This window comes from Klebsiella sp. GW_Kp181, from assembly GCF_040062315.1.
GTDB classification, from domain to species: Bacteria; Pseudomonadota; Gammaproteobacteria; order Enterobacterales; family Enterobacteriaceae; genus Klebsiella; species Klebsiella oxytoca.
The window spans coordinates 26390-49169 of sequence record NZ_JBEAFR010000067.1 but is presented as its reverse complement, the minus strand read 5'-3'; the positions used below and the strand labels follow the sequence as shown (position 1 = coordinate 49169).

Genomic DNA, 22780 nt, shown 5'->3' with positions numbered 1-22780 from the left:
CCGGAGGCGATGCTGCGCATCTGTCCGGGCTGGAGGTTACCAGCCGTCTGCGGTCTCGTAGCCCGGGCAAGGCGCGTTGCGCCGCCCCCCGGGAGAAACGTGCAGAACGTGGCAGACATTCCCGGAGGCGATGCTGCGCATCTGTCCGGGCTGGAGGTTACCAGCCGTCTGCGGTCCGGTAGCCCGGGCAAGGCGCGTTGCGCCGCCCCCGGGAGTTATTTGGCGAATTTATCCAGCACGCGAATCAGCTGGGTCACGAAACCGTATTCGTTATCGTACCAGGCGACGGTTTTTACGAGCTGGAGATCGCCAACTTCTGCGATCTCCAGCTGGGTGGCGTCGTAAATTGAACCGAAATGGCTGCCGATTACGTCTGAGGAGACGATCTCCTCTTCGGTATAACCAAATGACTCATTGTTCGCCGCCGCCTCCCTCATCGCCTGATTAACCTCCTCGGCGGTCACTTTTTTCTCCAGCACCGACACCAGTTCGGTCACCGAACCGGTTTTGGTCGGCACGCGCTGAGCGTGGCCTTTCAGCTTGCCGCTAAGTTCAGGGATGACCAGACCGATAGCTTTCGCCGCTCCGGTGGTATGCGGAATGATATTTTCCGCCGCCGCGCGGGATGCGCGTAAATCTTTGCCGCGAGGGCCATCAACCAGCGACTGGGTGCCGGTATAGGCGTGAATCGTGGTCATGGTTCCCACTTTAATACCAAAGGCGTCATTCAGCACTTTCGCCATCGGCGCCAGGCAGTTGGTGGTGCAGGATGCTACAGAAATTATCGTATCGTTGGCGTCCAGCGTATCGTCGTTAACGTGATAGACGATGGTCTTCATATCGCCCGCCGGCGCGGAGATCAGAACTTTTTTGGCTCCGGCGGTCAGATGCGCCTGCGCTTTCTCTGATGAAGTGTAAAAGCCGGTACACTCCACGATAAGTTCAGCGCCCGTCGCTTTCCACGGAATATGCTGGGCCTCTTTTTCGGCATAAACGGTGATTTTTTTGCCATCAACGATCAGCGCATCTTCAGTAAAATCAACGCTCCAGGGGAAAGGTCCGTAGTTAGAGTCGTGCTTTAGCAGGTAGGCCAGCACTTTCGGTGAGGTGAGATCGTTAATGGCGACCACCTCTAAGGAACTATTAACCTCCAGTAACCGGCGCAGCACCAGCCGTCCAATACGCCCAAATCCATTAATCCCGAGTTTGCTCATGAAGAATCTCCAGGTCAGTTGAATCGTGATGTGAAAACTTCTCCAGGCTTAGTCCAGCAGTCAGGATAGGGCAACCAGCGAATTTTTTGCCGCGAGAAAGGTGGCTGCTAAATATAGCGGGAAAAGCGTGTAAATCCGGGAGGTTGAGGGTATGACGGAAACGGCTAATAATTTTTTGTTTCAGCGTTATACGCCACGGGCATATTGGCTGCGCAGAGAAAAGGAAAGGGCGGACCCGTAAAGACCCGCCGATGGCGATTATCTGGCCAAAGCGCCTGATTCAGCGAAAGCGGCTAGCGCGGCGCCGTCAAGACGATAGCGCACCCATTCACTTTGCGGCAGCGCGCCAATGCTCAGATAAAAATCGATGGCCGGCTGGTTCCAGTCGAGCACGCTCCACTCTAACCGGCCGCATTCTCTTTTAACCGCTAGCTGAGCAATGGTGCGCAAGAGTGCTTTTCCCGCGCCGTTGCCGCGAAACTCGGGCGAGACGTACAGGTCTTCCATATAGATGCCATTGCGTCCGAGCCAGGTGGAATAGCTGGTGAAGAACACCGCATACCCAGCGACCTTATTTTCTATCTCGCAGATCAGCGCTTCCGTTTTGCTGTCGCTGGCGAAAAGGGTGGCCTGGATCTCCTCGACCGTGGTAACCACCTGCTCCGGCGCTTTTTCATACACTGCGAGCTCATAAATCATGTCATAAATTGCTTTTGCGTCCGCCGGGCTGGCCTGACGAATGGTCATATTCATTGAATTACCTGTTGTGCCGTCGTGAGTTTGATACCGCAAAGCATAAACGTTAAGGTTAGAAGAATTAAGTGCAATGAAATCACTGAATGATGAATATTATGCATCCCGCCCTTCGCCGTCTTGATTTAAACCTGCTGCCGGTATTCGAGGCGGTCTACCGCTATCGCTCGGTCCGCCTGGCGGCGGAAGAGTTAGCAATGAGCACATCGGCGTTAAGCCACGCGCTATCCAGGCTGCGCGCGGCGCTTAACGATCCGCTTTTTTATCGTGAGGGTCACCGCATGTGCCCCAGCGTATATGCGACCCAGCTCGCGCCGTCGATATCATCTGCGTTAAAGTTTTTAAATCAGGAGCTCACCCCGCAGCCAAAGTTTGTCGCTTCCGCCAGTACCGACTGCCTACAGATCGCGATCACGGATTTCACCGCGCAGTGCGTTTTTCCAACCCTGATGTCCAGACTTCACCACCAGGCGCCGGGTTTGCGTTTCGAACTGCGTTATCTGCCGCATAGTCCGGCGCTGACGGAACTGCTGGCCGGAGAGGTGGACCTGGCGTTGGGTTTCAGCGCGCTCAATGAAGCGGAACATCCGGAACTGGATGAGATTCGCTGGCTGCAGGATGACTATGTTGCGATGAGTAACGAAAGGCGGAACAGACTCACGCTGGCGGATTATCTGGCGGCCCAGCATCTGGTGGTCACTCCGTGGAATGAAAGCCAGGGGGTTCTCGATGTGCAGCTGGCGAAAATGGGCTTCACGCGACATATCACCATCAAAACCCCCTCAATGCTGAGCGCACCGTTTATTATTGCGCAAAGTGAACTGTTGATGGCGATGCCGCGCTCGGCTGCTGAAAAGATGCTCGCAACCGCCGGGTTGAAGATTTTTGAACTGCCGTTTGAGGTGCCGCCATTTGAAGTGAAAATCTATTCCCATAAGCGCAGCGGTCAGCGCGGCGCAAGCCAGTGGCTGAAAGACACGCTGCGGGAGTGGGCGGCGCCGGAGGGCATCTGATGGCGGGTTTGACGAGTCAGCGATATATGCTTAACTCATGATATCAGAAATGTAAAATCTGTGTTAACAATCAAGGCGCGCATTGACTCTACGCGCTGCGCCGCTCATCCATAAAAGATAAGAGAGACAAATTGAAATTAGCCGGACCTCATCCAGATGAACTGCGTCGTCTGCAATCGCTGCGGGCATCCGGGTTGCTGAATAGCGGAAAAGAAGAGCGCTTCGATCGCCTGACCAGGCTGGCGCGTACGCTCTACGATCTGCCGGTTGCGTCGATTAGCCTCGTCGGGGAGAACACCCTGCATGTTAAATCCTGCGCCGGACTTGATGTAGATACGCTGCCGAGGGATATCACCTTCTGCGCGCACACCATTCTGCAAACCGATCCTTTGATCGTCAACGACCTGCAGCAGGATATGCGCTTTCACGATAACCCGCTGGTGACGGAAGCGCCGTTTATTCGCTTTTATGCCGGGTATCCGGTTCAGCTACCTGACGGCGCGACGGTAGGTTCGTTCTGCCTTATGGATCATAAGCCGCGCGCTTTTTCCGGACATGAAATTCAGATATTGAGTGACCTGGCCGCCATTGTAGAAGATGAATTCAAAGTGCTGGACGCGGCGACCGCCGACGAACTGACGGGGTTATTTAACCGGAGGGGATTTTTGTCGTTAGCGGAGTATGCGCTGTTAACAGCCAGACGGCGAAGTGAACCGGCGAGCCTGGTGTTTATCGACCTCGATCGCTTTAAGCTGATTAACGATACCTGGGGCCATGAGCAAGGGGATAAAGCCCTGACGGCAATCGCCGATGTGATGAAGTCTACCTTCAGAGAGTCGGATTTAATTGCCAGACAGGGCGGCGATGAGTTTATCATCCTGCTTGCCAATACCGCCCAGCAGGCCGCGAACAAGGCGATGGAGCAGCTTAGCCAGAATGTTGCCGAGTATAATCAGCAAGCGGGTAATCCGTGGCAGCTGGCGTTCTCATGGGGCTGCGTTGAATACGATCCCCATGAGCACCATAGTCTCAATGACATCGTTGCAGTGGCCGACCGGCGGATGTATCAGGCTAAAACGAGCCATGGCGCAGAGCGCCGGTAGGCGTGTCGCCCGGCGTCGTCTGCCGGGCGTCTGCGGCATCCCCTGCGGTTCAGGCGAGTGATCGCCGCAGCTTACGCAATCTTAGTGGAGTCCAAGACGGATCAATTCAACGGGCTCGAATTTGCCTTCAGCGCCTTCAACTTCTACTGTCTTATTACGACGCAGCTGGGCAGGAGTAAGACCATTGGCATGTATAGCAACAATTTTACCGGTTTTACCCGTCCCGTTAATCATTACCTGACTACCGTTAGTAATAGGGTTGCGGTTACGATCGTAAGTGATCATGGCTATTTCTCCTCTTAATAATCTGCAAATAAAACTCCGCTTAACCACCAGGCTTACTCCCGGCAACGGACGTAATACAAATACGCCTCTGAGGCTGGCGTTTTTTTGTTTTTGATCAACATCACACTTTTTAGCGGTCAGCGAAGGCCATTTCCTGACCGTTCGTCCGCGCGTTATGCTTCCGCAGGTCTTTGACTTTGTACACTATGGTTGCGGATGCTCAGGTTGCAGACGCGGTTGCGGCTGCTAAACTTTTGGCGGGCATAACGGAGCGGAACGATGAACAACAAAGACGAGCAAACGGGGCTGATCGGGCTTGCGATTGGCGCAGCGGTCATTGGCCTGGTGTCTGACCAGAAGCCAATTAATCGGGAAAGTATTGTTGAGGAACTGATGCGGTTAGGCAGGCAGAAGGGAGATGGCGTCGAGGACGAGATTTTTAAAAAAGCGGCAACGCTGGTGCGAAAGGGGATATAAACCCCGATAAAGAGATAAACGAAGCCCGGGTATCAGAAAACCCGGGATTACACCGGGAGCAAAGTCATCATTAGCCAGGCTAAAAAAATGCATATCAGCGTCATATACCAGACAAAACTCATTTTACCACCTGACTCTACAGCGCCATGCCAATCACTGCGTTAACCACGGATGAAGCCATTAACACGCCGCCAACGATATAACAGGTTCGGTTCTTTCGGCTCGCGGCTAAGGCCAGAAGAACAATAGCTGCGGCAAAGAATGGGATAGCTATGATGCTAAATGTGTTCATGATTCCCTGAGGCCTTATTCGTCAATATTCCCGCAAGTGGCTTCGCGGTTAAGAAGGCATAGACCGCGATTCGAAATCTACCGGAACCCGGTTAATCTTCCTGCATCCACATATCGGCTTCTTCAAACATTTCCTGCACGGCGCGGCTGATCTGCTCCTTCTCGTGCTTGCTGGCGTCGGTATTAATCGAAGCTAAAGTCATCATCGGTTTTACGCGGACGTCGGCATCGGGAAAAATGCGGTGAACTCGCTTCGTCAGTTCATTAAGAATGATCTCTTTAGCGCCGGCCAATCCCTCGAAATTTCTTTTGTCATAAATCAGTTCTACAAACATGCGTTATCCCGGTTATTTTGATGACAGCCAGTATTGTACTGTAATTATATACAGCGTCAAGGCGACAGAATAAGTTCCTCGCGCAGGCGCGATCTCTGCTTTTGCATCAAATGCCGGAGTAGGGCAATTGTTTTTTTATAAGTACGTAAAAGTTAATGAATTTTTAATAAAAGGTGGTTATGTTGACTCCATCACCATCTTTTTAAGGGTTTTCCATGCGCGATAAATACTCTGGCCTGCAGATAGGCATCCACTGGCTGGTTTTTTTATTAGTGATTGGCGCGTACGCGGCGATGGAGCTGCGGGGCTTTTTCCCGCGCAGCGCGCGGCCTGCCATTAATATGATTCACGTCTCGTGCGGTATTGCTATCTTTGTTCTGATGGTGGCGCGCCTGATCGTGCGCCTGAAATCACCGGCGCCGCCGATAGTCCCCAAGCCATCGCCGATGATGACCGGCTTCGCGCATCTCGGGCATCTGGTGATCTATCTGCTGTTTATCGCGCTGCCGATCATCGGCATGGTCATGATGTACTATCGCGGCAACCCGTGGTTCGCTTTTGGTCTGACCATGCCGCACGCAGCGGAAAGCGACTTTGAACTGGTGGATAATCTGAAAGCGTGGCATGAGCTGCTGGCCAATACCGGCTACTTTATTATCGGCCTGCACGCGCTGGCGGCGCTGATGCACCATTATTTCTGGAAAGATAACACGCTGCTGCGGATGATGCCGCGTAAGCGTTAAACCCCGCTAAACCCGCTTCGGCGGGTTTTTTGTCGCTCTTTATTTTAATTGTGATAAAAATGTTATCAACAATAAAAAAAGGGGAAGGGTATGAAAGTCAGACTTGCCATCGCAGAAGAGGCTCCGGCTCTTTGGGAAGTTCGTAATCAGGCGATTCGCCACGGCTGCCGTGAAAGCTATGCTGCGGAAGTCCTCCAGGCCTGGACTCCCGACAACATGCCTGAAGGTTATCGCCATGCGGTGCGCGATAATCCATTTTTTGTTGTTGATGATGGGCAGGGCAAGCCAGTCGCCAGCGGCTATCTGGATATCAAAGCGGGTAGCGTTGAAGCCATATTTACTTTGCCGACCTGGGAGGGTAAAGGCTGCGCCAGCATAATTATGGCGGCGATTATCGGGGAGGCGAAACAACGCAAGTTCAGGCACATTACCCTCGATGCAACGCCAAACGCGGCCGGTTTTTATCTGCGCCTGGGATTCACTTCAACCGGCGAAAAGCGCTGGCATTCGAACATGGCGAACGCCGACTTACGCTGTGAATCGATGATCCTTAGCCTCGACTGAGCGCAAATTCTCGCCGCTATGCTACGGTTAAAGCGGCGAAGCCATTTGCCTCATGGCAATAATAAATATAGTATACCCCCCTATATGATATGGAGGGCGACACCATGCCACATTCACCTGAAGATAAAAAGCGTGCCCTCAGCCGGGTAAGGCGCATCCGTGGCCAGGTTGAAGCGCTCGAGCGGGCGCTGGAATCTGGCGAACCCTGTATGACCATTCTGCAACAGATTGCCTCTATTCGCGGCGCCGCTAACGGCCTGATGGGGGAGATGGTTGAGATTCATCTGCAGGACGAACTGGTTAGCGGCGAAACGACGCCAGACCAGCGCGCCGCCAGAATGGCGGAAGTCGGGCATCTGCTACGATCCTATTTAAAATAAAATCACCACGAGGAAGAGAGATATGAAATCACGTGCAGCCGTCGCGTTTGGCCCAGGCCAGCCGCTTTCAATCGTTGAGATTGACGTCGCGCCGCCGAAAAAGGGCGAAGTGCTGGTGAAGATCACCCATACCGGCGTATGCCATACCGATGCTTTCACCCTCTCCGGCGACGATCCGGAAGGCGTCTTCCCGGCGGTGCTGGGTCATGAAGGCGGCGGTATTGTCGTCGAGGTTGGCGAAGGCGTAACCAGCCTGCAGCCGGGCGACCACGTTATTCCGCTCTACACCGCCGAATGCGGCGAATGTAAATTCTGTAAATCAGGCAAAACCAACCTCTGTCAGGCGGTTCGTGCTACCCAGGGTAAAGGCCTGATGCCGGACGGCACCACCCGTTTCTCTTATAACGGTGAACCAATCTATCACTACATGGGGACCAGCACCTTTAGCGAATACACCGTAGTGGCCGAAATTTCGCTGGCCAAAGTAAACCCGCAGGCACCACTGGACAAAGTCTGCCTGCTGGGCTGCGGCGTCACGACCGGCATCGGCGCGGTGCACAACACGGCGAAAGTGAAAGAGGGCGATACCGTCGCCGTTTTCGGGCTTGGCGGCATTGGTCTGGCGGTGATTCAGGGCGCGGTACAGGCGAAAGCCGGGCGCATTCTGGCGGTGGATACTAACCCGGAAAAATTCACCCTCGCCAAAGAAATGGGCGCCACCGACTTTATCAACCCAAATGACTACGATAAGCCGATTCAGGATGTGATTGTTGAGCTGACCGACGGCGGCGTCGACTTTAGCTTCGAGTGTATCGGTAACGTGAACGTGATGCGCGCAGCGCTCGAATGCTGCCATAAAGGCTGGGGCGAAAGCGTGATTATTGGCGTTGCTGGCGCAGGCCAGGAGATCAAAACGCGGCCATTCCAGCTGGTTACCGGGCGCGTCTGGCGCGGCTCCGCCTTCGGCGGCGTCAAGGGACGCACTCAGCTGCCGGGCATGGTGGAAGACGCGATGGCGGGCAAAATTCGCCTCGACCCGTTTATTACCCACCGTATGCCGCTGGATCGGATCAACGAAGCTTTTGACCTGATGCATGAAGGGAAATCAATTCGTACCGTCATCCATTTCGGTGATAACTGATTTTTCAGTCCAAACATAACCCGGGCTTGCCCGGGTTATTTCTGAATATACGCTATTCTCGCCGCAAATTTTCATAGCCGTTATGCCACCGCCGCTGTTCCCGACGCTCCCGTTCTCGCTGAATATCTGATTTTTCATCTTCCCAGACCGCGCAGTGCGGGCCGCTAAAAACTTCGCAGGGCGGCTGGTTAGCGGTGAGCGGGTTGGCCGTTTTATCTTCCCAGATCGTCGGATCGCGCAGGTCCACTTCCGGGGCCTTCAGCGCCTGTGCGGAGGCAGCGGCTAACGCCAAAACGGTGCCTGCGAGCAGGCGGCAGGTTGAACTTTTCATCCATTATCCTTGTTCAGTTTTTATTATTGATAACCATTCGCAATAATAACATGACTGAATGAAAATGGCGCGTTCAGGGAGATGAGAAGACAATTTCGCTGTCGTGATGTCGTGATGTCGTGATGTCGTGATGTCGTGATGTCGTGATGTCGGGTAGCGGCTGGCGCCTGACCCGACCTGCAACACCGTGGATAACCACCGCTGGTAGGCACAGTAAGGCGTTACGCCGCCGGGCAATATCCAGGAAAGGTACTTCGCCAGTAAAAAGGGCCCCGGCTGGGGCCCTGAGGATTACTTCTGCTCCGGGAGCGCGTAGGCAATAATATAATCGCCGCGGTCCGGGGACTGGCGAGCGCCGCCCGCATTGATGATGATGTACTGCTTACCGGTTTTCGGCGAGACATAGGTCATCGGGCCGGACTGGCTGCCGACCGGCAGACGCGACTTCCAGATCTCTTTACCGTTGGCGGTATCAAATGCGCGCAGGTAGAAGTCCTGGGTACCCGCGAAGAACAGCAGGCCGGACTGGGTGGCAAGCGAAGCGCCCAGCGTCGGCATGCCGATAGGGATCGGCATATGCATGCGGATCCCCAGCGGACCGGTGTCCTCTACGGTGCCCACCGGAACCTGCCACACCAGCTTGCCGGTTTTCAGATCGACCGCTGACATTGTGCCGAACGGCGGTTTCTGGCACGGAATGCCCAGCGGCGACAGGAAGCGCTCGCGCATGGCGCCGAACGGGGTGCCTTCCATCGGCACTATCCCCATTTCGATACCGCTGGCGTCTTTCGCCACGTTGGCGCGCGGAACCATATAGTTGGCGAGGCCAAGGCGCATATCGTTGACGAACATCAGGCTATTATTCGGGTCAACCGACACGCTGCCCCAGTTCATCCCGCCCAGCGAGCCAGGATACTGCAGCGAACGATCTTCGCCCGGAGGGGTGAAGACACCCTGATGGCGCATCTCTTTAAACTGAATGCGGCACAGCAACAGGTCGACAGGCGTCGCGCCCCACATATCCGACTCTGTCAGCGTCTCGTTGCCGATCATCGGCATGCCAACGGAATAGGGCTGGGTCGGGGAGTAGCGCTCGCCTTTGACGTTGCCCGCAGGGACAGGGCGTTCCTCAACTTTGGCGACTGGTTCACCGGTGGCGCGATTGAGCATAAAGATCATGCCCTGTTTACTGGTTTGCACCAGTACCGGGGTGGTGCCGCCTTTACCGTCAGGAAGATCGTACAGCAGCGGCTGCGAAGGCAGGTCGAAGTCCCAGAGATCGTGGTGGGTGGTCTGATAATGCCAGCGTACCTGTCCGGTCGTCGCGTCAACGGCCACGATGGAAGAGCTGTATTTATCGTCCAGCGCGGTACGTTCGCCGCCAAAGAAGTCTGGGGTAGCGTTACCGGTAGGCAGGTAAATCAGATTCAGCTTCGCGTCATAGGACATGGCCGACCAGACGTTCGGCGTACCGCGGGTGTAGGTTTGCCCTGCAGGCGGTTCACCGGTCAGGTTCGGGTTGCCCGGATCCCATGCCCACGCCAGCTTGCCGGTGTGAACATCATAGGCGCGAACCACGCCCGGAGGCTCGCCGGTGGAGAAGTTATCCGCCACGCGACCGCCAACCACGACGACGTTACCCGCCACCAGCGGCGTAGAGGTTTGCTGGTAGTAACCTGCTTTGATTTCCCCCATCCCCACGCTAAGGTCAACGATACCGTGGTCGCCGAATGCGTCGCACAGTTTACCGTTATCGGCATCAATGGCGATCAGACGGGCGTCGGTAGTTGGCAGGAACAGACGGCGGGAGCAGGCGGCCGGCTGCGCATCGGCGGCAGAGGACACCTGGGCCTGGCTGTCTTCGTAATAGCCTAAACCACGGCAGCGCTGCCAGTTCGGCGCGGTGGCTTTTGAATCATAGCGCCACTTCTCTTTACCGCTATCGACATCCAGCGCCAGTACTTTGCTGTAGGGCGTACAGACGTAAAGCGTATCGCCAATCTGCAGCGGCGTATTCTGGTCTTCCGCGCCGGAGCCGTTGCTCTGTGGGATATCGCCGGTATGGGCGATCCAGGCGACCTGCAGCTGGTTCACGTTCTGTTTGTTAATCTGGTCGAGGGCGGCGAAGCGATCGCCGTGGGTGGTGTTGCCCCAGTGCGCCCAGTTCTTCTGCTGCTCGCCGGCGGCGACCGGTTTAACCGGCACCGCCTCGCTGGCGCTGACCAGAGGCTGAGATTTGAACATCCAGCCGAAACTTGCCAACAGGACCACTGCCAACACCGCTGCCAGGCCAAACGCGGGCCCTTTTTTCGCAGGCTGGCGGGAAAGGAACGGCCACACCAGCGCGCACAGGAAGGCCAGCACGCCGAGCGCGAACAGGCGCGAGAACAGCGGCCAGTAAGTCCAGCCCGCGTCGCTAATCGCCCAGACGATCGAGACGATAAACGCCAGCCCATACAGCAGTATGCCGCCGCGACGGTTGCGGAAAATGAGCGCTGAGGCGATCACCATCACCAGGCCCATAATCGCAAAATAGAACGTCCCGCCGACCGAGGCGAGCTTTGCACCAAGAATACCGATAGCCAGACCGATGATCAGCATCAGTCCGGCGAGAAGCCACTGCAGGATCCGTGGGAACCCTCGCGGCACGTTGCCAGTTGCCATTTTTGTCTCCTTAACCACCCCTGAACAGGTGTGAACCAGATGAATCAATTTTTCAAGTTAACTCTTTTGAATGAAGTGACCGTGGCCTTCATAAAAGCGGGTTTTTTGCTGTTATTGATTTCGAGTGAACCATTTGGTGAAATCGTGGCTATGATAGATCTGTTAAATAAATTTGCGCAATTGTTAATGAATGATTTCGCACTAATTGATTATTGTGATGAATGACGTTAGCGAATCGCTGGAAAAAGAGGCTGCGTTTCCCCGGCGGCTGGAGGGGCGGCGCCGGGAGAAAAGCGGAATACGCCGGTCAGACCGGCATAGATTTGCGAATGGCGCTCAGCAACGTTTGGCTACCGGCGGTGAGGGTGGCATCCACGCGGGTCAGAATACCGATAGGTTCGCCAGCGCCCTGAGTGGGTATGGGCAGTGCGGCGAGCAGTCCACGGCGCAGATCGTCCTTCACCGCGCCGGAGGGGACGAACCACACGTAGTCGTAATCGACGGTGAGCTGGCGCGAGAGCGAGGCCGACAGCGTTTCGATGCAGCCAGTGGGAATTTTACAGCCCTGGCTTTGCAGCAGGGCTTCCGCATTCTGTCGCGGGAGTGTGCCTTTTGGCGATACCACCACCGGCCACTCCATCACCCGGCTTAGGGTAACGGTTTCCTGCAGCAGCGGGTGCCCCGGACGAACCACCAGCTTCAGCGATTCAAGAAACAGCAGTTCATAGTTCAGACCGCTCATCAACTCCGGATCGGACATTCTTCCGATGCCGATATCGATTTCTCCCGATTTCAGGCCCGCCAGCAGCATGGTGTTATTCATGGTCGCGACCTGCAGGGTGATATCCTTTTGCTGCTGGTGAAACTGGCCAATCACCGAGGGCAGAATCCCCAGCGCAGCGGTTGGCAGCGCTCCGATACGCACGATGTCGTTGCTGAGGCCTTCTTTACGATTCAGCGCTTGCCCGGCGGTATTGAGCGCGTCCAGCACTTTCACCGCATGGGTAAGAAACTGTTCCCCGACCAACGTGAGCTGAGCGCCAAGGCGTCCGCGCTCAAACAGCCGCGTACCGGTAAGCTGCTCCAGTTCATTCAGGGTTTTGGACAAAGCCGGTTGGCTAAGGTTTAAGGTTTCAGCCGCGCGCCCAAGAGTTCCCTGTTGAGCGACGGCCACGAAGGTATGTAGATGGCGCAAGCGAATGCGCTGACTGAAAAGACCATTTTTTTGCATAATCAATGTTAAGAACTGAGGCTGACCGGTGACAAGTAAGGGTGTTTAAATTTGTTAACTTCATAGCAAAATATTATTAACATTTTATATTATTATTTTACAAGTTGATTTTGTTGAGATTGTGGAAAAGCGCCGCCTCTGGCTGGCAGAGGCGGAGAAGGAACGGGCAAATTTAGATATCGAAGAACACGGTTTCGTTGTCGCCCTGTAAGTGAATATCGAAGCGATAAACGATTTCCGTGCCGCGCACTTCGCGCTGTGCGATGAGGGTCTGACGGCGAACTTCCCACTCAATCAGATTGAGCACCGGATCGGCCTGATTAGCGTCCTGCTCGTCGGAGAAGTACATCCGCGTATTAAGGCCAATGTTTATTCCGCGCGCCACCACCCATAAATTGACGTGAGGGGCCATTACGCGGCCATCACGGCCCACCACGGCGCCGGGTTTAATGGTTTCGAAGCGCCAGATACCGCTGGTAAAGTCCGAGCAGCTGCGCCCCCAGCCGCGAAACTCCGCATCCAGCTTTTTGTTTTGCTGCCGATCGTCCGGGTGATTGTAGCGCCCGGCGGCGTTGGCCTGCCAGATTTCCAGTAGCACATCGCGCACCGGCGTTCCGGAGCCATCGATGACTCTGCCTTCAATGGTAATGCGCTCACCCTCGGTCGCAGGGGTCGTCAGCGTTGGGCCAAAGTTATTCTCAAAGATATGAAATCCGGCGGCGTCCGGCGCCAGGCCGATATGCACATAAGGTCCGGCGGTTTGTGAAGCGGTTTCGGGTAAAAAATCTCTCATCGGGCGGCCCCCTGCGTGCGGTTTTCAAACAGCGTGGCGCGGTGGCCGCGCAGCACGAGATCAAAACGGTAAGCCAGCGAGTCCAGCGGTACGGCGGCATGGGGATCCAGCTCGGCGATCAGCGTCCTGATGGCATCGTCGTTATTGATGGTTTTGACGATAGGACACTGTTTGATCAGCGGATCGCCTTCAAAATACATCTGCGTAATTAAACGCTGTGCCCAGGCGTCTCCGGAGAGAGAGAAGTGAATATGCGCCGGGCGCCAGTCGCTTACCTGGTTGCGCCACGGGTAGGGGCCGGGTTTGATGGTGCGAAAACAATAATAGCCGTTCTCGTCGGTCAGCACGCGTCCACAGCCGCCAAAGTTCGGGTCGATCGGCGCCAGATATTGATCCTTTTTATGTCGGTAGCGTCCGCCAGCGTTGGCCTGCCAGACTTCGACCAGCGTATTTTTCATCGGCCGACCGAATCCATCGCGTACGTAGCCGTGCACAATAATCCGCTCGCCAATCGGCAGGCCGTCTTTGGCGTAATTCAGGATCAGGTCGTTATCGAGCGCGCCGAGATCGTCGCTACTGAAAACCGGCCCGGTGATTTCCGAAAGTGAATTCTGTAGGGAGATGAGCGCATTGCGCGGCGAGCGCAGAACGCTGGTTTTATAGCCCGGCGCGTAAGCCGGAGGATGGCTGCTATAGTCGCGATGCAGAACCTCGCGCGGTGACCATTTGTCGTTCATCAGGGTACTCCGTTTTATCGGTAGAGAGGCATATCGTTGTTATGTCGCCACAAGCAGTGTGTGTAAATGTTTTGTTAATTTAAAGTGAAATTAAAGGGTGTTTAACATAACTATTGGTTATGAAGTGTTCAGGTGAAATTAAACGGGCAGCTACCGGCATCACAGTTTGTAAATTCTTCCCACCGTCTTCAGACAGCTTTTCTACACTCCAGGGAGAATTCACTGGAGGTAAGACATCATGGCGAACACCATCACGGCTGATGAGATTCGGGAGTGCTTTTCGCAGGCGATGTCGGCGATGTACCAGCAGGAAGTTCCGCAGTACGGGACGCTACTGGAGCTGGTGGCCGACGTTAACCTGGCTATTCTGGAGAATAACCCGAAGCTGCATGAACAACTGGCTAACGCCGATGAACTGGCGCGGCTGAACGTTGAACGCCACGGCGCGATCCGCGTTGGTACGGCGGAGGAACTGGCGACCTTGCGTCGCATGTTTGCCATTATGGGAATGTATCCCGTTAGTTATTACGATCTGTCGCAGGCTGGCGTGCCGGTTCACTCCACCGCGTTTCGTCCCGTTGATGACGCCGCGCTGGCGCGCAACCCGTTTCGTATTTTTACTTCGCTTCTGCGCCTTGAGCTTATCGCTAATGAGGCGTTGCGTAAGCGGGCGGCACAAATCCTTTCCGGGCGCGATATCTTCACCCCACGCTGTCGTGAACTGATTGCGCTTTATGAACAGAAAGGAGAATTCACCGCCGCAGAGGCCCGGGAGTTCGTCGAACAGGCGCTGGAAACCTTTCGCTGGCATCGACAGACCCTCGTCGATGAAGAAACCTATCATGCGCTGCACGATGAGCACCGGCTGATTGCCGATGTCGTCTGTTTCCCCGGCTGCCACATCAATCATCTGACTCCGCGCACCCTGGATATCGATCGGGTACAGGCGCTGATGCCTGAATGCGGCATCGCCCCGAAGGCGTTGATAGAAGGGCCGCCGCGCCGCGAAGTGCCTATTTTACTGCGCCAGACCAGCTTTAAGGCTCTCGAGGAGCCGGTGATGTTTGCCGGAGAGCATAAAGGCACGCATACCGCTCGCTTTGGTGAAATCGAGCAGCGCGGGATTGCCCTGACGCCGAAAGGCCGCGCGCTCTACGATCGTCTTCTGGGCGAGGCGGGGGTGGGTAAGGATAACCTCAACCATCAGCGTCATCTGCAGGAGGTGTTTAGCGCGTTTCCGGACAGCGAATTCCTGCTGCGTCAGCAGGGACTGGCATACTTCCGCTACCGCCTGACCCCTGCCGGAGAAGCCCATCGTCAGGCGTTTCGCCCCGGAGACGATCCGCAGCCGCTGATCGAACGCGGCTGGGTGATTGCGCAACCGATTATTTATGAAGACTTTTTACCGGTAAGCGCCGCCGGGATATTTCAGTCGAATCTGGGCAACGAGGTGCAGACCCGCAGCCACGGCAACGCCAGCCGGGAGGCCTTTGAGGAGGCGCTGGGCTGCGCGGTTTATGACGAGTTCACCCTCTATCAGCAGGCGGAAGAGCGCAGCAAACGACGTTGCGGTCTGCTGTAAAATCAGTACTCTGCTGGCATGAGTCGTTAAAGGAAGCAGGTCATGCAGAATCCGTCCACCCCGCTGGTGAAAACCCGGCAGGGGATACTATCCGGCACCTCTGAAGAGAACATTCATATCTGGCGCGGTATTCCTTATGCCGCGCCGCCCGTCGGCGATCTTCGCTGGCGCGCGCCGCAGCCAGCTGCCCGCTGGCAGGGCGTGCGCCGGGCAGAGACCTTCTCGGCCTCCAGCTGGCAGGATATTGAATACTGCCGCGAGCTCGGCGGCGGCGATCCCGGCAGCTTTTCCGAAGATTGCCTCTACCTTAATGTCTGGTCGCCCGCCGCCCGATCGCAGCCGCTGCCGGTTATGGTCTGGCTGCACGGCGGGGGCTATACCATCGGCGCGGGAAGTTTGCCGCCCTATGACGGCAAAGCCTTAGCTTCCCGCGGCGTGGTAGTGGTGACGGTCAATTACCGGCTCGGGCATCTGGGCTTTTTTGCTCATCCGGCGCTGGAAGGGGAAGACGGCGAGCGTATCTATAACTTCGCGCTACTCGATCAGATCGCCGCCCTGCAGTGGGTGCAGGAGAACATTCACGCCTTTGGCGGCGATGCGGCTAACGTGACGCTGTTCGGCGAATCCGCCGGCGCGCGCAGCGTGCTGTCGCTGATGGTTTCGCCAAAGTCCAGAGGCTTGTTCCATAAAGCGATAATCCAGAGCGGCTATACCTTGCCCGATCTGCCGCGAGAGAAGGCGCTGGCGAAGGGGCAGCTTATTGCGGAACACTTTTCTTTGCCGCAGGCCAGCGCCGAACAGCTGCGGGCGATTCCGGCGCAAGCGTTCTGGTCGTTGACCGCGCCGTTGACCATCGGCCCGGCGCCTGTGGTTGGCGATGCCGTGCTGCCGCAGCCGATGCTGGAGACTTTTTTTAGCGGACGTCAGCATCCCCTGCCGGTAATGATCGGTTCGAACAGCGATGAGGCGAGCGTCATGGCGGTGTTTGGCGTCGATATCGCCGGGCAGATCCAGAAGCTTCGCCGTGAACGCCGTTTCGGTCTGGGTCTAATTAAATTGCTCTATCCCGGCGTGAAGGGAGATGAAGCGCTGGGGCGCGAAGTTTGCCGGGATATGGCCTTTACCACTCTGGGCTATGTGGTGATGCAGGCTCAGCAGCGAGTAGGGCAACCGTGCTGGCGCTACTGGTTTGACTACGTGGCCGAGGCGGAACACCAGACCTATCCGCACGGCGCGTGGCACGGTAATGAAGTGGCATACGTTTTTGACAATCTCGACCTTGCCGAGCCGGTACGAAATTATGCCAACGATCGCGACAGAGACTTTGCCGCCCGGGTCGCCGACTATTGGGTGAACTTCGCTCGCTTCGCCGGCAATGACTGTCATGAACTCTCAGGGCCGGTACGCTGGCCCGCCAGCGTGCGCGGACGGGATCGCCTGCTGCGAATCGGGCTGCACAAACGGGCCGGCTTTAAGGTGGAGAACCGCTTTATGCGCGCGCGTCTGGCGCTGTTTCGTCGGGTCATGAAGCATCATGTGACGCTGGATTAACATTATTCACAAAATCTCCGCTAGCCGTGTTGCGTTCTGCAAATGGGACAATGCGTCCCACTTTCGGCGGCTAATCCTCAGCCAGTGATTACACTATGATCAGCCTTATTAACACCATCTCCGCAGAACCGGCGTTCTGACGGAAAATCTGACGTTAAAATGAGGAAGAAATCATGGCCAAACCGTATGTTCGTCTGGATAAAAATGATGCCGCCGTGCTGCTGGTCGATCACCAGACCGGATTGCTTTCACTGGTGCGCGATATTGATCCTGATAAATTCAAGAACAACGTCCTTGCCCTTGGCGACCTGGCGAAGTATTTCGGTCTGCCGACCATCCTGACCACCAGCTTCGAAAACGGCCCTAATGGTCCGCTGGTGCCTGAGCTGAAAGAGCAATTCCCGGATGCCCCCTATATTGCGCGCCCGGGTAATATTAACGCCTGGGATAACGAAGATTTCGTTAAGGCAGTGAAAGCGACGGGCAAGAAGCAGCTGATCATTGCCGGGGTGGTGACGGAAGTGTGCGTGGCTTTTCCGGCGCTATCGGCTATTGAAGAGGGGTTTGATGTATTTGTGGTGACCGACGCTTCCGGCACCTTTAACCCGATTACCCGCGATGCGGCCTGGGATCGGATGTCGCAGGCTGGCGTGCAGCTGATGTCGTGGTTTGGCGTTGCCTGCGAACTGCATCGCGACTGGCGTAATGATATCGAAGGACTGGGCACGCTGTTCTCCAACCATATCCCGGATTATCGCAACCTGATGACCAGCTTTAATCTTCTGAATCAAAAATAAGCTTCTCTGCGGCCGGCGCTCGGCTGGCCGCTTCCCCTTTCTCTTCACTGTCGCTGAATTAAGCAGCAAACGCCGCCGGTTGGCGAAATCATCGCCGCCCCTGGCTATCGGCAATTCGGTCTGGTCCGGTGGACATATTTTTTTCACCTGATTTCTGCCCTCAACAATTGGATTATCAATCGTTTTTGTCTAGAGTGAGCGACATTCACGACGCATGGGTTTGTTACGTCGCGTCTCAATTCACATATGAAGAAGGATGCTCTCTCAGGCATGAACCGCAGACGTTTTCTCAAATCTTCCATGGCTGTTGCCGCCGTATGCGGAACGTCAGGAGTCGCCTCTCTATTTTCTAAAGCCGCATTCGCCGAAGATTCGGGAATTGCCGATGGGCAAACGCGCCGTTTTGATTATAGTGTCCTCCAGTCGATGGCCCACGATCTTGCCCGTCAGCCATGGGGCGGCGCACCTCGCGATCTGCCGCCAACCCTGGCAACCCTGACGCCGCAGGCCTACAACAGCATTCAGTATGACTCCGCGCACTCCCTGTGGAGCAACATTGAAGAGCGCAAGCTGGATATCCAGTTTTTTCACGTGGGAATGGGGTTCCGCCGCCGCGTGAGAATGTTCTCGCTGGATTCACAAACTCAACAGGCACGTGAAATACACTTCCGGCCTGAACTGTTTAAATACAATGATGCCGGCGTCGACACCAAACAGCTGGTGGGCCAGAGCGACCTGGGTTTTGCCGGTTTTCGCGTATTTAAGGCCCCTGAACTGGCGCGTCGCGACATCGTCGCGTTCCTTGGCGCCAGCTACTTCCGCGCGGTGGACAGCACTTACCAGTACGGTCTTTCCGCCCGCGGCCTGGCGATCGATACCTTTACCGATACGCCAGAAGAGTTTCCTGACTTCACCTCTTTCTGGTTTGAGACCGTTAAACCGGGAGCCACGGTATTTACCGTCTATGCGCTGCTCGACAGCCCAAGCGTCACCGGCGCCTATAAGTTCATCGTTAACTGTCAGGAGACGCAGGTGATCATGGATGTGGAAAACCATATCTATGCGCGCAAAGACATCAAGCAGCTGGGCATCGCGCCGATGACCAGTATGTTCAGCTGCGGTAATAACGAACGGCGAATGTGTGACACCATCCATCCGCAAATTCACGACTCTGACCGTCTGTCGATGTGGCTGGGCAACGGCGAGTGGGTTTGTCGCCCGCTGAATAACCCGCAAAAGCTGCAGTTCAACGCTTTCCAGGATAAGAATCCGCGCGGTTTTGGCCTGCTGCAGCTGGATCGCGACTTCTCCCACTATCAGGATATTATGGGCTGGTACAACAAGCGCCCGAGTCTGTGGGTCGAACCGCGTAACCAGTGGGGCAAGGGGGCCGTCAACCTGATGGAGATCCCGACCACTGGCGAAACGCTGGATAACATCGTCTGCTTCTGGCAGCCGGAGAAGCCGGTGAAAGCCGGGGATGAACTGGACTTCCGCTATCGTCTCTACTGGAGCGCGCAGCCGCCGGTACGCTCGCCGCTGGCGCGGGTGATGGCAACGCGGACGGGGATGGGCGGTTTCCCGGAAGGCTGGGCGCCGGGCGAACACTATCCGGATAAATGGACCCGTCGGTTTGCTATCGATTTTGTCGGCGGCGACCTGAAGGCCGCTGCGCCTAAAGGCATCGAGCCGGTCATTACCCTGTCGAGCGGTGAAGCGAAACAGATAGAAATCCTCTACGTTGAACCCTTTGATGGCTACCGCATTCAGTTTGACTGGTATCCGACTTCGGATTCGACTGACCCGGTTGAGATGCGCATGTTCCTGCGCTGCCAGGGGGAGGCTATCAGCGAGACCTGGCTTTATCAGTACTTCCCGCCGCCGCCGGATAAACGCAACTATGTCGACGATCGGGTAATGAGGTAAGTGTCCGTTACTGCGCCCGCCGGGTAACCGCGCGGGCGCGTATTTTTTTAATCACATCGTTAATCAGAGTGCGCCATGTCCGCCGAAAACAGATCTGCTATCGAACATATCCCCGTTACGGATTCTCTCTCCCTGCGCGCGGTTGACGAGCGTCACGTGCCGGAACTGCATCAGCTGGTGATGAAAAACCAGCGCTGGCTTCAGCAGTCGCTGAGCTGGCCCGCTGAGGTGACTCACGAAGAGGAGACCCGCCGCCACGTGCAGGGCAACGTGATGCTCCACCAGCGCGGCTATGCCAAGATGTTTTTGCTCTTTCTGCAGGAGGAGATTGTCGGCGTACTGTCGTTCAATCAGATAGAGCCAATCAACAAGACCGCTTACATTGGCTACTGGATTGATGAAAGCCATCAGGGGCAGGGGCTGCTTTCGCAGGCTCTGCAGGCGCTGATGGACTATTTTGCCCGCAGCGGTACGGTCCGCCGCTTTGTGATTAAGTGTCGGGTGGCGAACCACAAAAGCAATCAGGTGGCCCTGCGTAACGGTTTTAGCCTCGAAGGGTGCCTCAGGCAGGCTGAGTATCTCAACGGTTCGTATGATGATCAGAATATCTACGGACGCATTATTGATGATAGCACCGGGCAATTCCCGGGTCGCGGCTGACGCTTTATCCGGGCGACAGGACGCACGGCCAGGTAGCCCGGGCAAGGCGCGTAGAGCGCCGCCCCCGGGAACAGAGCGCAGGGGCCGGAGGCTGAAAACCCCGCAGCCGGGCGCAAAGGTTAAAGAAAGCCGACAATGGGCGTGCGGGTATAATGTTCGTCGCCGTTAATGACCTTCGCGCCCCGGATAGAAATGGCGTCTCCCTCGCTGGCTTCGATGCGTGCTTCATCGCCGATAGTGACCTGATGCTCGATCACCACATCGCCGCAAATCACCGTATGGCCTTCAATTAACACACTATCGTCCAGCAGAATCGGCCCGCCCCGCAGGTGCGCATGGCCGCCTACCATCACCCGATGCTTCAGCAGGCAGTTGCCTTCGACCACCGCGTGCTCCGCCACCTGCGAACTGTAGCGCAGGGTCGGGATAGCGTCTGCTTCCCGCCCGGCGATAATCCTCGCATGGCCATAAACGCGGGCGTTATCGCAGATCCAGACGTCGTTCTCTTCATTACCTTCGAGTCGCGCATGATCGAAAATTTCCGCCCGGTGCTCGACAAAAGCGTGTTCGACAAACGCATCGCCGTAAATTTGTGCCTGGTGAACGACGCGCGATGCGCTGACCGTGGCCCGCTGATAAATGCGCAGGATTTTATCGTTGTCGGCAGTCAGACCTTGAGCGGCGATAATTAAACAGTGGGGGAGGATCCGCGCGTGGTCGGCCAGGTGGCAGCACCCGCGAATGTGCGAGTGTGAAACGGTGACGTTGTCACCTATTTGCGCATTATGGCTCACTGCGGCGCTATCCAGACAAGCGTTACCGTTGACGATGGCCCCATGGCTGATAATGCACTCGCCGGTTAAGCGCGCATTGCCCTCAATTTTTGCCCCGGCAAATACGGCGCTATTAGGATCATAAATCCAGCACGCGCCCTCGTGGCTAAGGGCTGCTTCATCGTCCAGCCAGCCGCCTTCATCACCGCTTTTTACGTCAGCGAAATCACGTAAGGCGACAATTTGCCGCAGATTTACGCTATGTTTGTTGCCGTCGGCCTCATAGTGAAACTGGCGAACCTTCCCGCTGAGGTAATATTTGCGCATCTGACTATCTCATTACGTATGGTTAACATAAACATAGCAAAAAACTCCGTAGCGCGTTTTTGAAGGTTCCTTTAAAATGCAACTTAATATAATTTTAAATTTTAAACAAAATGAATAAAACGCAGCGCGCGAGCCGGGTGCTGAATCTTCCGGCGGGCTATTTTGGTATGGTACTGGGCATTATCGGCATGGGCTTCGCCTGGCGCTACGCCAGCACCATCTGGCCGGTGAGCCGGGTCGTCGGTGACGCCCTGGTGATCGCGGCTACGCTCATCTGGCTACTGCTGGCGCTGGCATTTATTACCCGGGCGGTCCGTTTCCCGCACAGCGTACTGCAGGAGATGCGACATCCGGTGGCCAGCAGTTTTGTCAGCCTGTTTCCGGCGACCACCATGCTGGTCGCCCTCGGCTTTGTTCCCTGGCTGCGGCCGCTGTCGCTGGTATTATTCGCGATTGGGGTGGTGCTGCAGCTGAGCTATTCGGCATGGCAGAGCGCCGGATTATGGCGGGGGAAACATCCCAGCGAGGCAACTACGCCGGGTCTCTATCTACCGACGGTGGCGAATAACTTTATCAGCGCCATGGCCTGCGGCGCGTTGGGCTTTAACGACGCCGGACTGGTGTTTCTTGGCGCCGGGATCTTCTCCTGGCTAAGCCTGGAGCCGGTTATCCTGCAGCGCCTGCGCAGCGATGGCGAACTGCCGACGGCGATGCGGACTTCGCTCGGCATTCAGCTGGCGCCGGCGCTGGTGGCGTGCAGCGCCTGGCTGAGCGTAAACGGCGGCGAGGCGGATACCTTCGCTAAGCTGCTGTTCGGCTATGGTCTGCTCCAGCTGCTGTTTATGCTGCGGCTGATGACATGGTATCTACGCCAGCCGTTTAACGCCTCTTTCTGGAGCTTCTCATTTGGCATCTCCGCGCTGGCGACGACCGGGCTGCATCTCGGTCATCAGCATCCGGGCGGCTTTTTCCATACTCTGGCGTTCCCGCTGTTTCTGTTTACCAATCTGATCGTCGGCCTGCTGCTGGTTCGTACCTTCTTGCTGCTGGTGCGCGGTAAACTGCTTATTCGCGTTGAACGCGATGCATTATTAAAAAATAAGGATTAA

At 56.0% G+C, this 22780-nt stretch carries 23 protein-coding genes; 13 read left to right on the top strand and 10 right to left on the bottom strand.

Annotated elements, in window-relative coordinates; genetic code table 11:
* Positions 1-215 precede the first annotated feature (215 nt).
* Positions 216-1214, bottom strand: coding sequence for a type I glyceraldehyde-3-phosphate dehydrogenase (gene gap, locus ABLV11_RS17570; protein ID WP_004112702.1), 999 nt, complete (start codon positions 1212-1214; stop codon positions 216-218).
* A gap of 258 nt (positions 1215-1472) precedes the next feature.
* Positions 1473-1967, bottom strand: a complete 495-nt coding sequence (locus tag ABLV11_RS17565) for a GNAT family N-acetyltransferase (RefSeq protein ID WP_004101724.1) — start codon at positions 1965-1967, stop codon at positions 1473-1475.
* Between the two features lie 86 nt (positions 1968-2053).
* On the opposite strand from ABLV11_RS17565, the gene ABLV11_RS17560 reads away from it, so the two are divergent.
* Positions 2054-2980, top strand: coding sequence for a LysR family transcriptional regulator (locus tag ABLV11_RS17560; protein ID WP_032705087.1), 927 nt, complete (start codon positions 2054-2056; stop codon positions 2978-2980).
* 131 nt (positions 2981-3111) lie between these two features.
* Entirely contained in the window at positions 3112-4083 is a 972-nt protein-coding gene (locus tag ABLV11_RS17555; RefSeq protein ID WP_004101728.1) for a sensor domain-containing diguanylate cyclase, read from the top strand.
* Positions 4084-4164: 81 nt separating this feature from the next.
* Here the strand turns inward: ABLV11_RS17555 and ydfZ are convergent, their stop codons facing one another.
* Complete coding sequence (gene ydfZ / locus ABLV11_RS17550; RefSeq protein ID WP_004101729.1) at positions 4165-4368, bottom strand: putative selenium delivery protein YdfZ; 204 nt, start codon at positions 4366-4368, stop codon at positions 4165-4167.
* Positions 4369-4647: 279 nt separating this feature from the next.
* Here ydfZ and ABLV11_RS17545 point away from each other — a divergent pair, with 279 nt between their 5' ends.
* The gene (locus ABLV11_RS17545) at positions 4648-4845 is read left to right on the top strand and encodes a hypothetical protein (RefSeq protein ID WP_004101732.1); all 198 of its coding nucleotides are present in this window, start codon (positions 4648-4650) and stop codon (positions 4843-4845) included.
* A 383-nt stretch (positions 4846-5228) separates the two neighbouring features.
* Here ABLV11_RS17545 and ABLV11_RS17540 read toward each other — a convergent pair whose 3' ends face one another.
* Positions 5229-5471 carry a DinI family protein gene (locus tag ABLV11_RS17540; protein ID WP_004101739.1) on the bottom strand — a complete coding sequence of 81 codons (243 nt, stop codon included), beginning with the start codon at positions 5469-5471 and terminating at the stop codon, positions 5229-5231.
* Between the two features lie 215 nt (positions 5472-5686).
* On the opposite strand from ABLV11_RS17540, the gene cybB reads away from it, so the two are divergent.
* The 4 genes from cybB to ABLV11_RS17520 all read left to right on the top strand — a co-directional run bounded on the left by cybB (position 5687) and on the right by ABLV11_RS17520 (position 8299).
* Complete coding sequence (gene cybB / locus ABLV11_RS17535; protein ID WP_049129168.1) at positions 5687-6214, top strand: cytochrome b561; 528 nt, start codon at positions 5687-5689, stop codon at positions 6212-6214.
* Between the two features lie 90 nt (positions 6215-6304).
* Positions 6305-6778, top strand: a complete 474-nt coding sequence (locus ABLV11_RS17530; protein WP_126489072.1) for a GNAT family N-acetyltransferase — start codon at positions 6305-6307, stop codon at positions 6776-6778.
* Between the two features lie 104 nt (positions 6779-6882).
* Positions 6883-7158: a metal/formaldehyde-sensitive transcriptional repressor gene (locus tag ABLV11_RS17525; protein ID WP_004101746.1), complete on the top strand. Its 276-nt coding sequence runs from the start codon at positions 6883-6885 to the stop codon at positions 7156-7158.
* A 22-nt stretch (positions 7159-7180) separates the two neighbouring features.
* Positions 7181-8299, top strand: a complete 1119-nt coding sequence (locus tag ABLV11_RS17520; protein WP_004101749.1) for an S-(hydroxymethyl)glutathione dehydrogenase/class III alcohol dehydrogenase — start codon at positions 7181-7183, stop codon at positions 8297-8299.
* Positions 8300-8351: 52 nt separating this feature from the next.
* Here the strand turns inward: ABLV11_RS17520 and ABLV11_RS17515 are convergent, their stop codons facing one another.
* From ABLV11_RS17515 to pcaH, 5 genes are all read right to left on the bottom strand, one after another.
* Entirely contained in the window at positions 8352-8630 is a 279-nt protein-coding gene (locus ABLV11_RS17515) for a hypothetical protein (protein WP_126489073.1), read from the bottom strand.
* Positions 8631-8921: 291 nt separating this feature from the next.
* Positions 8922-11294 carry a membrane-bound PQQ-dependent dehydrogenase, glucose/quinate/shikimate family gene (locus ABLV11_RS17510; RefSeq protein ID WP_024274109.1) on the bottom strand — a complete coding sequence of 791 codons (2373 nt, stop codon included), beginning with the start codon at positions 11292-11294 and terminating at the stop codon, positions 8922-8924.
* A 307-nt stretch (positions 11295-11601) separates the two neighbouring features.
* Entirely contained in the window at positions 11602-12525 is a 924-nt protein-coding gene (locus ABLV11_RS17505) for a LysR substrate-binding domain-containing protein (protein ID WP_004101757.1), read from the bottom strand.
* A 172-nt stretch (positions 12526-12697) separates the two neighbouring features.
* Positions 12698-13318, bottom strand: coding sequence for a protocatechuate 3,4-dioxygenase subunit alpha (pcaG, locus tag ABLV11_RS17500; protein ID WP_017145967.1), 621 nt, complete (start codon positions 13316-13318; stop codon positions 12698-12700).
* Positions 13315-14055 carry a protocatechuate 3,4-dioxygenase subunit beta gene (gene pcaH, locus ABLV11_RS17495; RefSeq protein WP_004101761.1) on the bottom strand — a complete coding sequence of 247 codons (741 nt, stop codon included), beginning with the start codon at positions 14053-14055 and terminating at the stop codon, positions 13315-13317. Before pcaH ends, pcaG begins: the two co-directional genes overlap by 4 nt.
* Positions 14056-14293: 238 nt before the next feature.
* Between pcaH and ABLV11_RS17490 the strand changes: the two genes are divergently transcribed.
* The 5 genes from ABLV11_RS17490 to rimL all read left to right on the top strand — a co-directional run bounded on the left by ABLV11_RS17490 (position 14294) and on the right by rimL (position 20571).
* Positions 14294-15637: a VOC family protein gene (locus ABLV11_RS17490; RefSeq protein WP_016807866.1), complete on the top strand. Its 1344-nt coding sequence runs from the start codon at positions 14294-14296 to the stop codon at positions 15635-15637.
* A gap of 42 nt (positions 15638-15679) precedes the next feature.
* Positions 15680-17188 (top strand): carboxylesterase/lipase family protein, encoded by a 1509-nt coding sequence (locus ABLV11_RS17485; RefSeq protein ID WP_126489074.1) that lies wholly within the window; start codon positions 15680-15682, stop codon positions 17186-17188.
* Positions 17189-17361: 173 nt separating this feature from the next.
* Positions 17362-17985: an isochorismate family cysteine hydrolase YcaC gene (ycaC, locus tag ABLV11_RS17480; RefSeq protein WP_004101775.1), complete on the top strand. Its 624-nt coding sequence runs from the start codon at positions 17362-17364 to the stop codon at positions 17983-17985.
* A 270-nt stretch (positions 17986-18255) separates the two neighbouring features.
* A complete protein-coding gene (locus ABLV11_RS17475; RefSeq protein ID WP_126489075.1) occupies positions 18256-19911 on the top strand; it encodes a glucan biosynthesis protein in 1656 nt (551 codons plus the stop codon).
* Between the two features lie 75 nt (positions 19912-19986).
* Positions 19987-20571: a 50S ribosomal protein L7/L12-serine acetyltransferase gene (gene rimL / locus ABLV11_RS17470; protein ID WP_023329641.1), complete on the top strand. Its 585-nt coding sequence runs from the start codon at positions 19987-19989 to the stop codon at positions 20569-20571.
* Between the two features lie 119 nt (positions 20572-20690).
* Here the strand turns inward: rimL and ydcK are convergent, their stop codons facing one another.
* Positions 20691-21671: a YdcK family protein gene (gene ydcK, locus ABLV11_RS17465; RefSeq protein ID WP_126489076.1), complete on the bottom strand. Its 981-nt coding sequence runs from the start codon at positions 21669-21671 to the stop codon at positions 20691-20693.
* A 110-nt stretch (positions 21672-21781) separates the two neighbouring features.
* On the opposite strand from ydcK, the gene tehA reads away from it, so the two are divergent.
* Positions 21782-22780 carry a dicarboxylate transporter/tellurite-resistance protein TehA gene (tehA, locus tag ABLV11_RS17460; RefSeq protein ID WP_348855549.1) on the top strand — a complete coding sequence of 333 codons (999 nt, stop codon included), beginning with the start codon at positions 21782-21784 and terminating at the stop codon, positions 22778-22780.

Bases quoted from the DNA above. Each gene is read 5' to 3' on its own strand.
- ycaC (WP_004101775.1), top strand. From the start codon at position 17,362: ATGGCCAAACCGTATGTTCGTCTGGATAAAAATGATGCCGCCGTGCTG.
- tehA (WP_348855549.1), top strand. From the start codon at position 21,782: ATGAATAAAACGCAGCGCGCGAGCCGGGTGCTGAATCTTCCGGCGGGC.
- pcaH (WP_004101761.1), bottom strand. From the start codon at position 14,055: ATGAACGACAAATGGTCACCGCGCGAGGTTCTGCATCGCGACTATAGC.
- ABLV11_RS17475 (WP_126489075.1), top strand. From the start codon at position 18,256: ATGAACCGCAGACGTTTTCTCAAATCTTCCATGGCTGTTGCCGCCGTA.
- ABLV11_RS17530 (WP_126489072.1), top strand. From the start codon at position 6,305: ATGAAAGTCAGACTTGCCATCGCAGAAGAGGCTCCGGCTCTTTGGGAA.
- ABLV11_RS17485 (WP_126489074.1), top strand. From the start codon at position 15,680: ATGCAGAATCCGTCCACCCCGCTGGTGAAAACCCGGCAGGGGATACTA.
- ydfZ (WP_004101729.1), bottom strand. From the start codon at position 4,368: ATGATCACTTACGATCGTAACCGCAACCCTATTACTAACGGTAGTCAG.
- ABLV11_RS17525 (WP_004101746.1), top strand. From the start codon at position 6,883: ATGCCACATTCACCTGAAGATAAAAAGCGTGCCCTCAGCCGGGTAAGG.
- rimL (WP_023329641.1), top strand. From the start codon at position 19,987: ATGTCCGCCGAAAACAGATCTGCTATCGAACATATCCCCGTTACGGAT.
- ABLV11_RS17515 (WP_126489073.1), bottom strand. From the start codon at position 8,630: ATGAAAAGTTCAACCTGCCGCCTGCTCGCAGGCACCGTTTTGGCGTTA.
- ABLV11_RS17505 (WP_004101757.1), bottom strand. From the start codon at position 12,525: ATGCAAAAAAATGGTCTTTTCAGTCAGCGCATTCGCTTGCGCCATCTA.
- ABLV11_RS17490 (WP_016807866.1), top strand. From the start codon at position 14,294: ATGGCGAACACCATCACGGCTGATGAGATTCGGGAGTGCTTTTCGCAG.
- ydcK (WP_126489076.1), bottom strand. From the start codon at position 21,671: ATGCGCAAATATTACCTCAGCGGGAAGGTTCGCCAGTTTCACTATGAG.
- ABLV11_RS17545 (WP_004101732.1), top strand. From the start codon at position 4,648: ATGAACAACAAAGACGAGCAAACGGGGCTGATCGGGCTTGCGATTGGC.
- gap (WP_004112702.1), bottom strand. From the start codon at position 1,214: ATGAGCAAACTCGGGATTAATGGATTTGGGCGTATTGGACGGCTGGTG.
- cybB (WP_049129168.1), top strand. From the start codon at position 5,687: ATGCGCGATAAATACTCTGGCCTGCAGATAGGCATCCACTGGCTGGTT.
- ABLV11_RS17565 (WP_004101724.1), bottom strand. From the start codon at position 1,967: ATGAATATGACCATTCGTCAGGCCAGCCCGGCGGACGCAAAAGCAATT.
- ABLV11_RS17520 (WP_004101749.1), top strand. From the start codon at position 7,181: ATGAAATCACGTGCAGCCGTCGCGTTTGGCCCAGGCCAGCCGCTTTCA.
- ABLV11_RS17510 (WP_024274109.1), bottom strand. From the start codon at position 11,294: ATGGCAACTGGCAACGTGCCGCGAGGGTTCCCACGGATCCTGCAGTGG.
- pcaG (WP_017145967.1), bottom strand. From the start codon at position 13,318: ATGAGAGATTTTTTACCCGAAACCGCTTCACAAACCGCCGGACCTTAT.
- ABLV11_RS17560 (WP_032705087.1), top strand. From the start codon at position 2,054: ATGATGAATATTATGCATCCCGCCCTTCGCCGTCTTGATTTAAACCTG.
- ABLV11_RS17540 (WP_004101739.1), bottom strand. From the start codon at position 5,471: ATGTTTGTAGAACTGATTTATGACAAAAGAAATTTCGAGGGATTGGCC.